At 48.0% G+C, this 11,886-nt stretch carries 12 protein-coding genes; 10 read left to right on the top strand and 2 right to left on the bottom strand.

Annotated elements, in window-relative coordinates; translation table 11 throughout:
* The first annotated feature begins 3 nt into the window (after positions 1 to 3).
* The 9 genes from nqrM (at position 4) to XMM383_RS03215 (ending at position 8,007) form a co-directional block, all read left to right on the top strand.
* Positions 4 to 237 (top strand): (Na+)-NQR maturation NqrM, encoded by a 234-nt coding sequence (gene nqrM, locus XMM383_RS03255; protein WP_173482072.1) that lies wholly within the window; start codon positions 4 to 6, stop codon positions 235 to 237.
* Between the two features lie 39 nt (positions 238 to 276).
* Positions 277 to 1,677 carry a Si-specific NAD(P)(+) transhydrogenase gene (sthA, locus tag XMM383_RS03250; RefSeq protein WP_173482071.1) on the top strand — a complete coding sequence of 467 codons (1,401 nt, stop codon included), beginning with the start codon at positions 277 to 279 and terminating at the stop codon, positions 1,675 to 1,677.
* 118 nt (positions 1,678 to 1,795) lie between these two features.
* On the top strand, positions 1,796 to 2,758 hold the full coding sequence (locus XMM383_RS03245; protein WP_173482070.1) for a MoxR family ATPase: 963 nt from the start codon (positions 1,796 to 1,798) through the stop codon (positions 2,756 to 2,758).
* Between the two features lie 10 nt (positions 2,759 to 2,768).
* The gene (locus XMM383_RS03240) at positions 2,769 to 3,671 is read left to right on the top strand and encodes a DUF58 domain-containing protein (protein ID WP_173482069.1); all 903 of its coding nucleotides are present in this window, start codon (positions 2,769 to 2,771) and stop codon (positions 3,669 to 3,671) included.
* Complete coding sequence (locus XMM383_RS03235; RefSeq protein ID WP_173483491.1) at positions 3,664 to 3,990, top strand: hypothetical protein; 327 nt, start codon at positions 3,664 to 3,666, stop codon at positions 3,988 to 3,990. The genes XMM383_RS03240 and XMM383_RS03235 overlap by 8 nt, the downstream gene beginning before the upstream one ends.
* Before the next feature lie 7 nt (positions 3,991 to 3,997).
* On the top strand, positions 3,998 to 4,972 hold the full coding sequence (locus XMM383_RS03230) for a VWA domain-containing protein (protein WP_173494504.1): 975 nt from the start codon (positions 3,998 to 4,000) through the stop codon (positions 4,970 to 4,972).
* Positions 4,972 to 5,958, top strand: coding sequence for a VWA domain-containing protein (locus XMM383_RS03225; protein WP_173483493.1), 987 nt, complete (start codon positions 4,972 to 4,974; stop codon positions 5,956 to 5,958). Before XMM383_RS03230 ends, XMM383_RS03225 begins: the two co-directional genes overlap by 1 nt.
* Positions 5,951 to 6,682, top strand: a complete 732-nt coding sequence (locus XMM383_RS03220; protein ID WP_173482065.1) for a hypothetical protein — start codon at positions 5,951 to 5,953, stop codon at positions 6,680 to 6,682. The genes XMM383_RS03225 and XMM383_RS03220 overlap by 8 nt, the downstream gene beginning before the upstream one ends.
* A complete protein-coding gene (locus XMM383_RS03215) occupies positions 6,676 to 8,007 on the top strand; it encodes a hypothetical protein (protein ID WP_173494503.1) in 1,332 nt (443 codons plus the stop codon). Before XMM383_RS03220 ends, XMM383_RS03215 begins: the two co-directional genes overlap by 7 nt.
* A 22-nt stretch (positions 8,008 to 8,029) precedes the next feature.
* On the opposite strand, the gene XMM383_RS03210 is transcribed toward XMM383_RS03215, so the two are convergent.
* On the bottom strand, positions 8,030 to 9,178 hold the full coding sequence (locus tag XMM383_RS03210; protein WP_173494502.1) for an alpha-hydroxy acid oxidase: 1,149 nt from the start codon (positions 9,176 to 9,178) through the stop codon (positions 8,030 to 8,032).
* 83 nt (positions 9,179 to 9,261) lie between these two features.
* Between XMM383_RS03210 and XMM383_RS03205 the strand changes: the two genes are divergently transcribed.
* Positions 9,262 to 9,933, top strand: a complete 672-nt coding sequence (locus XMM383_RS03205; RefSeq protein WP_173494501.1) for a FadR/GntR family transcriptional regulator — start codon at positions 9,262 to 9,264, stop codon at positions 9,931 to 9,933.
* Here XMM383_RS03205 and XMM383_RS03200 read toward each other — a convergent pair.
* Complete coding sequence (locus tag XMM383_RS03200) at positions 9,930 to 11,876, bottom strand: ATP-binding protein (RefSeq protein ID WP_173494500.1); 1,947 nt, start codon at positions 11,874 to 11,876, stop codon at positions 9,930 to 9,932. The two genes, XMM383_RS03205 and XMM383_RS03200, sit on opposite strands and share 4 nt — an antisense overlap.
* Positions 11,877 to 11,886 lie beyond the last annotated feature (10 nt).

The following is an 11,886-nucleotide window of genomic DNA, read 5'->3' as shown; positions in this document are numbered from 1 at the left end:
GCCATGGAAATTATGGTCATTACATTTATTGTTCTACTGGTTGTCATCGTTGGTATGTCAGTAGGCGTGATCTTCTCGAATAAGCCAATTAAGGGCTCTTGTGGTGGCATGAGTGCACTTGGCATGGATACAGTTTGTGATATCTGTGGCGGTCGTCCCGAAGATTGTGATGGCGAGCAAGACGCGGTCCAAAAGAAAGAGATTAATAAAGACGATCTAGCTTACGAAGTTAAGTAGATCGATCGACGATAACGACAAGGAAAGTTGAGGTACTAAATGGCAGCCTACGAATACGATGTAGTGGTAATTGGCTCGGGTCCTGCGGGTGAGGGTGCTGCAATGAATGCAGCTAAAAAAGGTCGCCGTGTAGCGGTGATCGAAGAGCAGTCCACAGTCGGCGGTAACTGTACTCATAAAGGTACCATCCCTTCTAAAGCGCTGCGTCACTCCGTTAAACAGATCATCGAGTTCAACACCAACCCAATGTTCCGTGATATCGGTGAACCACGCTGGTTCTCATTTCCTAAAGTGTTAAGTCGTGCCGAGAAGGTGATCTCTAATCAGGTCATGCTACGCACTAACTTCTATGCGCGCAATCGTGTTGATCTCTTCTTTGGTGAAGCCAAGCTGGTTTCAAACAGTGAAGTCAGTATTGTAGGTAATAACGGCAGTGCTGATACGCTCAAAGCGAAAAACATCATCATCGCAACGGGCTCCAGCCCATACTGTCCACCGGATGTTGATTTTAACCACCCACGTATCTACAACTCAGACACTGTGCTTAAACTCTGCCATACACCACGCAATATGGTGATCTACGGTGCCGGTGTTATCGGTTGTGAATACGCCTCTATCTTCAGTGGGTTAGGGGTGAAAGTGGATTTGATCGACAATCGTGATCGTCTTCTATCTTTTCTAGATGGCGAGATCTCTGATGCGTTGAGTTACCACCTACGCAACAACGGCGTCATGATTCGTCACAACGAAGAGTATGACAAGATTGAAGGGACAGAGAACGGTGTCGTAATCACCATGAAGTCTGGTAAGGTCCTTCGTACGGATGCCTTCCTATGGTGTAACGGTCGTACCGGCAATACCGCACAACTTGATCTTGATAAGGTCGGTTTGAAAGCCAACGGTCGCGGACAGTTGGATGTTGATGATCACTACCGTACGGAAGTCGATGGTATCTACGCTGTAGGTGATGTGATCGGCTGGCCTGGCCTGGCATCAGCAGCGCTTGATCAAGGGCGTGCCGCTTCAGAAGATATGTTGGATGCCGATGATTTTCGTTTTGTCAGTGAAGTGCCTTCAGGTATCTATACCATTCCAGAGATCAGCTCGATCGGTAAAACCGAAGAGGAGCTTACCTCGGCAGCGGTACCCTACGAAGTGGGTCAAGCCTTCTTTAAAGATACTGCGCGTGCTCAGATTTCCGGTGAACCCGTTGGTATGCTGAAAATCTTGTTCCACCGTGAATCTCTGGAAATTCTGGGTATCCACTGCTTTGGTGACCAAGCATCCGAGATCATCCACATCGGCCAAGCGATCATGGCACAAGAGGGTGAAGCGAATACTGTGAAGTACTTTGTAAACACCACCTTCAACTACCCAACCATGGCTGAAGCCTACCGTGTTGCTGCTCTTGCGGGCCTAAACCGATTAGAGAGTAAATAAACTATTCTATGGTTGTTAAGAGCGCCTTAGGGCGCTCTTTTTGTTTAAGCCAAAGATCTATAACGGTATAACTAAATTAGCTACAATGGTTCATTACTTCACCGAAGGGGTTTGAACCGTGAGCGAGCTGACACCACTGCATGAGTTAAGGTCTAAAATCGAAGAGATCATCGTCGGCCAAGAGTCTGTGATCGATCGTCTTCTTATTGCGTTACTCAGTGGCGGGCACGTGCTCCTTGAAGGCCCACCGGGTCTAGCTAAGACAACTCTGGTTCATTCTCTCGCCGCGGGAATGAATGCCCGTTTTCAGCGTGTTCAATTTACACCGGATCTTATGCCAGCCGATTTGACTGGCAGTGAAGTGTTCGATGCCAATAGTGGCAGCTTCCGTTTTATCGAAGGACCACTGTTTCATGAGGTGTTACTGGCTGATGAGATCAACCGTGCGCCACCTAAGGTGCAATCTGCACTGTTGGAAGCCATGGCCGAGCATCAAATCACGGTGGCCGGTAAAACCTATCCTCTGCCTCCTGTCTTTATGGTGTTGGCAACTCAAAACCCCCTAGAACAATCGGGTACCTACCCTCTGCCTGAAGCTCAACTGGATCGTTTCCTATTCAAGATCGTATTGGACTACCCAAGCATCGATGAAGAGATCGAGATCACTCGTCGAGCTCGTGCCGCCCAGGAGGGGCATGTCGAGGCCGACATGCAGGCCCTACTGACACCCAGTGAGCTTCTTGCCCTGAGAGAGTCGTTAAACAGTGTCTTTATTGAAGAAAGGGTAGAGCGGTTTGCGATAGAGTTGGTCTCTGCCACTCGTCGATTAAATCAATACATCCCAGAGTGGTGTGGTTATGTGAAAGCGGGTGCGTCGCCCCGCGCGTCGATTGCTCTGCTTCAGGCGGCGACCGCAAGAGCACTACTGAATCAGCGTGATTTTGTGCTTCCTGAGGATATTTATGCGCTTGCCGTTGATGTACTTCGTCATCGCTTGGTACTCAGCTTCTCGGCTAAGGCCGACGGGGTAACTGAAGAGGCAGTGATTCATCGTCTTTTAGAGACGCTCCCCGCGGTTTAACAGGTCTGTTGTGAACAGCTTAGTTGACCAACCACTGCTGACTCCTGATGAGATAGCACAACTGATTGCCTCTGGCGCTGCCTTGGCTTCACAGGTAGTAGGTCAGATTAATCAACGTCTAAACAGTGGTGCTAATAAAGCAGCATTATTAGGCAGTGGTACGGAATTTGATGACCTAAGGGTGTTTCAGTTTGGGGATGACCCTCGAAAGATCGATTGGCGCGCCTCTGCTCGATCTCAAGAGTGGTTAGTTAGATCCTACCGCAGTGAATTTCAGCAACCTCTTCAGTTGGTCGTTGATCGCAACTCAACCATGCGGTTTGGCACAAAGAAGCGTCTGAAAGTCACTCAAGCGGCTAGATTGTCACTCTGGTTAGCAGGTATTTACCATCAGCAAGATTATGCACTGGGTGCGTTTTTATTAGAGCAGAATGCCACTGTGTTTGACTCTAGGGTGGGGGATGACTGGCTCAACCTTCTCTGTGAGGCTTTGGTCTCGCCTGCACCGCCTTCGCAGAATTCAGCGATCAACTGGGATGCTGTTTTAACGCAACTTGTTTCTGATACACCCACCGGTGCTAAAGTCATTTTGATTTCAGATTTTAGATCGTTGAACTCAGATCACCGAGCGCTTTTAACTGAACTATCAGAAAAGAGATCATTGAGCGCGTTCCTCATTTCAGACCCCATGGAGAGAGATCCAAAGGCGCTGTTAGGTCGTGATTTGATCTGGGGTCCTAAGAGGTTCTGTGTCGATGACCAAGAGTCCATCGCTCGTATTCATCAAGCCTACTTGAATCGGTTGTTAGAGATTCAGGATCTAATGTCACAATCAGGCATCCCACTGATTGAGGTCTGTAGTTCGCTCGATCAGTTTACCCTGAGCCTGTTAGGTGGTGAGTATCATGAATGAAGCACCGTTAAGGCTGTTCGATATTTTGCCAATGGTTGACCACTCATCCAATCTGGCACTGACGGCTATACTCTCTCTGACAGTACTATTTACCCTATTTATTGCAATTTGGTACCGCTTTTTTACACCGCTGGCAAAGTTGCAGCGCGCACTATCAAATCAGTCAATGACGCCGCGTCAGGGCTGTCATCAATTAGCGGGAATCATGGTCATTGACACTGCCTTACTACAGGAACTGAACAGGTTGCGGTTTCAACCTGTTGAACCGACACTTGATGAAGTTCAAACATTGATCAAGAGGGCGCGACATGTTCTCTGATTGGGGAATGTTACAACCTCTTTGGTTGTTACTAACGCCTCTGATTTTGATTCTCTTTTGGCGTCGAAGAGACTCTGATGCGCCTTGGCCAGACCTACTGCAAAGAGAGAGAGTTCGTTACCCTCTTTATGGCGAACTGACTAATGAACAGCCGGAAGCATCGCAATACCAGCCTCGTCGTGAACGCCTATTGTTGATGTCGATGACATTATTCGTATTGGCTTTGGCGCAACCCGTTGTCTACCGTGACACCATTGAGCTACCAGATCAGAAAGATCCTGTAGACCTAGTGCTATTGGTGGATACTAACATCACGATGGTGCTGAAAGACTATTTTGACGGTCAACAGTCGATTGAAAGAATGAGCCTTACCAAAGAGCTCTTATCAGAGTTCGTTAATGGCTTTCAGGGTAATCGTATTGGCCTAAGTATTATGGGTAACCCTCCCTATCATTGGTTGCCGTTTACCGATGATCGAGACGCCGTGACACAAGCCATTGCTCGTATTAGGGTGACACTCGGCGGGCGTTTAAGCGACATGTCGGCTTCACTCAAGCTGGTCAGTGACAACTATCCAACGGATCTTAATCCTGTCGTTGTGATGGTGACCGACAGCGGTATGCAGTTGGGTGAAACCTCTCCACAAGCTGCTGCGAAAGCCCTAGCTGATGCCGGCTATACTCTCTATGTCATTGCGATAGGCTCGACTGAGCTCTCTCAGGAACAGAAAGCGCGTGCCGGATTTGTCTATGATCCCGTGGACCTCGCTCTGTTGGATGAAGTGGCTAAAGCGGGCGCCGGCAAGATGTTTCACGCTCTGAACATCGATGCTTTTGAAGAGGCTCTGCAAACCATTTCACGTGAGCAGACGACTCAGAATCGATCGATTAATACATTGCCCTTGGTGGAGCCGCTCTACCCCTGGTTTATTCTGTCTGGACTCACGCTGCTGATACTGATCTTTGTTAGGAGGAGCGTCTGATGGTTTATTGGCGCGAACCTCTTCTGCTATGGCTAATGCTATTGCCATTGGCGATTCTCGTTATCTCTACTGTTAGAGAAAAAAGGAGACTGACACAGCTGGTCGATGATGAGCTGCTCCCTTGGGTTCAGCCACCCAGTCGCTCTGGACAGGAGGGGTTAAAGCCGCTCTTATTGTCATCGGTTTGGGCGCTTTTGATCCTCTCATTAGCGGGACCTAGAACCCCCCAATTCATACCAAATGATCTTACATCAGCGCAGGATCGAGTCATTATCCTGTTGGATTATTCAGACTCCATGCGAGCGATAGATGCGCGAGGTATTCAGGGTGTGGTGCCTCGCATAACTGCAGCCACCGAGCTGGCAAACTCTTGGCTGGACCCTGATGTACAGATCGTTGAGACAGGTCTATTAGCTTTTTCTGGCAGTGCACACTGGCTATTAAAACCGACCATGGACAGTCATCTAATCCAACATTTTCTAGCTCAAGGTGATGAGTTTTATCTGCCCACTCTTGGGAGTAACCTAGTTGAGGCATTGTCGGCCATTCGGTCTCTGCCAAGGGGGCCTGATACAAAAAGCCATATAGTGCTTTTAACGGATGGAGATGTGCCTCTGGAAAACAGCGAGAGCATAGAGTCCGCTCTAGTATCCCTGCATGCCTCTATGCCGATGACACTGAATCTAATCGGGTTGGGCGGTGGAGAGCCTACTCAAGTACCCGGTCACCCTTCGGCAAACACTCAAATGAACATCACCTTTCTTAAATCGCTGGCGTCACTGCATCCTGATTTAAGCTACAGGACACCGGAATCCTTGTTAGGGCAGCCCTTGCTAAAGTGGCTCAATATTGAGTCTAGGCGTATCACTCCAGAGAACTACGCCCGAGTTGTCTGGTCTGAGTGGTTTTCGATACCGCTATTGATAGCACTTCTGCTCATAGTCGTTCTCATTCATCGTTCACCAACGAGGTGGTCGAATGGTTAGTCTAAAACGAGCTGCGCTATTCGGTTATGGCTTACTTTTGCTGTTAGTGATGCTGACCTATTGGGTGGTTCCGCAGTTTATTGAACCTTCGAAATATGAATCACAGTTTCAGCAAGCAGAAGCCTGCTATCGTCAGCAAGATTGGGAGTGCGCGCAGCTCAATTTTGCGTCGGCTGTCTGGTCCTCTGAATCGAATATTGATCGTGGGATTGCACTGTTTAACCTGGCGAATACTCACTTCTACCGAGGCGAATACACACAAGCTAAGTTGCTCTACCAAGAGGCAGAAGAGTTTGGGGTGGATGCGAAAAAAATAGCGGTGAACCTAGCCTTTGCGCGTTCACTCGAAGCATCAATGAAGCAGCTGTTATTGGATATTCAAAAGAGTGCCGATAAAGCCGATTGGCATAACGCTTCAGGTAACCTACCGATCGACCTTTTGGATCAGGTGGCCGAAGGTGTCTACCTTGGTGTCAGTCAGGAGCTTCCGGAAAATATACTTAACCTATCGGCCGATCAGGTCAAACCCCTGTTAATGGCCTCCATCGATCAGCATTTAGGCAGGCAGAGCGAGCTGGAGTACCAGCCACGCTGGATCAGAACTGAATCGACCGACTCCGGAACGACTGCAGAGTTATTGAGTCGTGTGATGCGCCTTGAGTTAGATTTACCTAATAGCATCGATCCAACTCCTATCAAAGTGGAGGGGGAACGGCCGTGGTAAAACTGTTATTGATGCTCGTCTTCAGCATCGGGCAGCTTCATGCTGCCAACTTGTCTATCCTGCCTGAAAAAGCTCAGATCGAGCAGGGCCGCTCTGTGATAGTCAATATCCTCTATGTTGGCCCCACCTCGCCAGATGAGTTGAATGTTAAGCGTTGGCAAACTCAGGTGTTTACAGAAAAAGGTTATCGTAAAGAGAGAGAATTGCCCGATGGGCAGGTAGAAGTAAAGCAGCGCCTTACACTCTTTCCAAGACAATCAGGTCTGCTAACCTTGGGCCCCCTAGCATTGGGTGGGGCTAAATCGCAGCGTTTTAATCTGATGGTGACACCTGCGGTGGTTAATAATGTAGACATTACACCTATCTGGGACACACTGCCGGAACAGATCTGGCAAGGCGAATCCATTGAGAGTTGTGTGAGTATGCCGTTATCTGAGCAACGCAACCGTATTAAGATTGAGTCGCTGGAAATTCCGGGAATCTCTACAGTGCAGACACTATCCAGAACAGGTTTATTTGAGGAGCAGCTCATCGCAAAACGGTGTTGGCGCTTCTCTGCCCAACAGTCTGGAAATTACCTCATTGAGTTACCACCCATTATCCAACGAGGGCGTGGCCGGTGGACTTTCTATCTACCAGCTCAGGTTATTGAAGTCTTACCTCTGCCAAGCTATCTGCCAAACAGCATCAGTATCGGCAAGCCGAATATTGAGGTACAGCAGGGTGAGCTTGGTTGGCGAATCAGTGTCCAGGTGGTTGCAGGGTCTTCGGCGCAAACCTTATGGGGTGTAAGAAGTGCGCTAGCCAGAGCGATGGCTATTTCTACAGATCAAATCATAGATTCTGAGGGTGAATTTTTTGTCCCCTATAAGCGCTGGTCGTTTGGCCAGATTGTCACAGTAAAACTCCCTTTTTTTAATACACTAACGGGGCGATTAGACACAGTTGATCTGCTGCTTAAAGCGCCCTGGAAATTACCAATGACCGCCATTGTGCTCTTATCGTTAGTCGCTGTCGCTATCCTCATTAAAGTGACTCTTTTAGCGGGAGCATTTAGGCAAAGAAGAGAAAGAGTGCAGGCGTTTAAACGTGCGATCTACTCAGCAACGACGGCTGATCAGCTTAGATCACTCGTGTTAGCCTGTGGTTGTGCTGGGGCAGAGCGTAGCGAGCGTTATAAAACCCTTCAACACTGGGCCGATGCGCAAGGTGATCAAGAGGCGACTTGGCTAGCTCACAGCATTAACCAATTGGCTTTTTCTAAAAGCGATCAAGCGCCTCTTGAAGAGATAAAACGAGCATTGATCAATCGATTAACTCTTTAGGTTTACCAATTGATCGCTCTTTTTAGAGTTCGCCTTTGATGACAATGTCATCTTTAGACACAGAAGCAATGTCACGATGTCCCATAAAGGCCATAGTCAATTCAGCCTCCTCATGGAAAATCTCTAACATTCTTGTCACACCCGCTTTACCCATAGCGCCTAGGCCATAGACCATAGGACGGCCGACCAACACGCCTTTAGCACCCAGTGCGCGAGCACGAATCACATCTTGGCCAGAGCGGATGCCACCATCCATCCAGACCTCGATCTGATCACCAACAGCATCAACAATCTCTGGGAGAACACTGATCGATGAGCGAGCACCATCTAACTGACGGCCACCGTGGTTTGAGACGACAATGGCGTCGGCACCTAGCTCGATACATTTCTTCGCATCCTCAGCTTCTAGAATGCCTTTGATGATCAAAGGGCCATCCCAAAGTTCACGGAAGAACTTCAAGTCGTCCCAATCTAGGTTGGGATCAAAGGATCCAGCGGTCCATTTCATAAGATCGTTCATGTCATCAACGCCGGTCGCACAGCCTTGAATGTTGCCAAACTCACGATTTTTAGTCCCCAACATGCCGAATGCCCAGCGTGGACGACGTGAAATATCTAAAATATTGGGGATAGTCAGGCGGGGTGGTGCGGTCATACCGTTGCGGTGATCTGCGTGGCGCTTACCAATCATCTGCAGATCCAGTGTAACGAGCAGAGCGGAACAGCCTGCCGCTTTAGCGCGTTCGATCAACTTCTTAGTGAATTCACGATCTTTCTGAACATAGAGCTGGAACCAGAAAGGCTTGGTGGTTGCTTCAGCGACCTTTTCAATAGAACAGATGCTCATGGTAGACAGAGTAAAAGGGACACCAAATGCCTCGGCAGCTTGTGCCGCTTTGATCTCACCATCAGCGTGCTGCATACCCAGAAGTCCAACCGGAGCCATCGCAACCGGCATGGAGACATCTTGTCCTACCATCTGAGTCGCTAGAGTGCGGGGTGCAAGATCACGCGCCACCCGTTGACGGAACAGAATTTTGTTAAAGTCAGAGTCGTTCATTGCCAACGTCTGTTGCGTCCATGATCCAGACTCACAGTAGCCTTGGAACATTTTAGGGACACGTTTGTGGTAGAGACGACGTAGATCAGATAGTTCGCAAATGATACTCATTGAAGGGCTCCTTAACTTTTTTTGCACTCTATCCTGTTGCAGAGTACTCTTGCAGAAAATAAACACCACTTGTCAGACCAGTTATGTCGATCACTTCTTCTCTGTTATCGCTATTGATGGATACCACTCGAGCAGGTGAAACCCTTCCGTCTGAGTCGAGGTTGGCCGCTCACTTTTCAGTATCGCGAAGTGCGATTAGGGAGGCTATGTCAGAGTTGCTTGCCGCCGGTCTGCTCATTAAACAGCAGGGACGTCTTACTCGTCTGGTTAACCCCTTAGAGAGTGTGGTTCTTAATTTACCGGTGAAAGCGGAGCCGACATTGAATGACGTTAGGGATGTGCTTGAGTTAAGAGCTTTTATTGAATCTGTGGCCGCTGGATGTTGTGCTGAAAACGCTTCGAAAAAGCAGATTGCAATCATTCGATCTGAGTTCGAGATGATGCAGCTGCGGAGTCAAAAGAACACGACATTGATTCGGGCAAAAGCGGATCTTCAGTTTCATATGCTGATCGCTAAATACAGCCACAACTTAGTAGTCGCTAGTTTAAGTGAACTCTTCTACAACCGTTATTTCTCTTCTATTTACAAGGCTTTAGATCTAACACTTAAACGTTATGGGCGATATCCTGAGCGGATTAATCCCCAGCATCAGCAGATATTCTCGGCTCTTGAACAGGGGGATCGGTTAGCTGCTGAGGAGGCGGCAAGAGAGCATGTGCTTTACACACGCTCTCTGTTGGAACTCGCTCGCTAACTCTCCCCGAGTTGATTGGAGACTGACTCGCCTCGGATGGCCCGAGTTAGATGAAGCTCAAGTACTGAGTTTAGCTTATCTTGGTCGATCGGCTTGGCAACGTAGTCGTCCATACCGGCCTGTCGCATGCGTTTAATGTCATCCTCAAAGGCTGCCGCAGTCAGAGCGATAATAGGGACTCTATCCATTGATCCTTTGGTCCGAATTAATGCAGCTGCTTCAAAACCATCCATAACAGGCATCTGGATGTCGGTAATGATCAGATCATAAGACTGACGTTCAACTTCATTGACCAGCTCTTGTCCGTTTTCAACAATCAGGTGATCAATGGGCAATTTTTGCAGTAGCTTATCGATGACCATTCGGTTGATCGGGTTGTCCTCTGCGACGATCACTTTTGCTCGTTGCTCAAAGTTGTTCAGTTCTGATGCTGTGCCCTCAGGCTCATTTATATTGGGTGTCTGGTGATGGTGCACCGGTATTCTCTCTTTGGGTAGAGAGATTCTAAAGCTGAATCGGCTGCCTTCACCTAGTGTAGACTCAATGTGAAGTCGCCCTCCCATTTTTTCGATTAACGATGAGGCAATGCTGAGCCCGAGCCCCGTACCTGTTCCTTTTCGTGAGAGCGAGTCGTCCAGTTGGACAAAGGGTTTGGCCAGACGTTCAATGTCATTTTGGGCCATGCCTGGGCCAGTATCCGATACAGAGATTTCTACACTGATATCCGCTTCTCGATCGTCTAGCAGATCTATTTTTAAGGTGACACTGCCTTGCTCAGTAAATTTGATGGCATTGTTACAGAGGTTGCTCACCACTTGGTAGAGTCGCACGTTATCAACCAACACCCACTGTTTGGCTAATTCGGGTTCTATCAGGGTTTTAAATTGAATCCCTTTCTCTTTGGCATTGGATTCAAAGCTTGATTGAACAAGTCCGGGTAGGTCTCCCATCATTTGTGCGATCGGGTGAAGTTCAACTTTGTTCTCTCTCAGTTTTGCTGCATCTAAAATATCATTCAAAATAGCCATCAGTTGCTGGCTAGAACGGCGCATAATCATCAAATAGGATAATTGCTCATCGTTAAGATCGGTTTCTTTCAATAGATCGAGCATCCCAAACATGCCAGTTAATGGCGTCCGAATTTCATGGGAGGCGGTGGCCAAAAACATATCTTTTGATTCGGTGGCTTTATTCGCCTCGATGAGGGCGAGTTCAAGTTCAGAGTTGGCTTGCTCTATATTAATCAACGCTTCTGCAATCTCTTTGCGTTGTTCAACAATTTCAGTCAAATCAACCAGTATGCGGGCAAAGTGCGTCTGTTCATTAATTTTGAATGAGGTAACGGATAAGTGAACATTGATTGGTTGGCCGCTCTTACTAACCGCCGTAACCTCACGTCCAATACCAATAATGTTTGTCTGCCCTGTCGAAATGTGGTTGCTCAGATAGCCGTCGTGATGTTTTGCAATTCCCTCTGGCATTAAGCAGCTGACGTTCTGTTGTTGTAGCTCTTTTTGGCTGTATCCAAACAGCTTTTCTGTTGCTGGATTACAGCGCTGGATCATACCCTTTGAGTCGATGGTGATCACAGATACTGGTAAAGCACTGAACAGAGCGTCTGTAAATTGTGACTGTTCAATTAGCCGGCGTTGGGCTTCTAGTTTATCAACTTGAGCTTTGGCGGCCTCATTAGCTTGACTCTCCAGTAGTTTCAGGTAGATCAGAGAGAGGCCCCCGATAAGCGCTACGATAATAAGTAGGACAATCTCAAAGAGTTGAGCATTATTGAGCTTATTGATGGACGCTAAATTGTCTTCCGCGATCTGTTTGGATCTCTTCTCTTCAACAGATCTTATCTGCAGTAGGTGATCTCTGAACTGCTGCTGTGTTGAGTAGTTGTAGATTGAGATACTATTTGCCGCACCAGTATTGGCTAGATCCACAGAGGGTTGT

Origin of the sequence: Marinobacterium sp. xm-m-383 (assembly GCF_013283255.1) — a bacterium.
Taxonomy (GTDB): domain Bacteria; phylum Pseudomonadota; class Gammaproteobacteria; order Pseudomonadales; family Balneatricaceae; genus Marinobacterium_E.
This window is presented reverse-complemented; position numbering and strand designations above follow the sequence as displayed.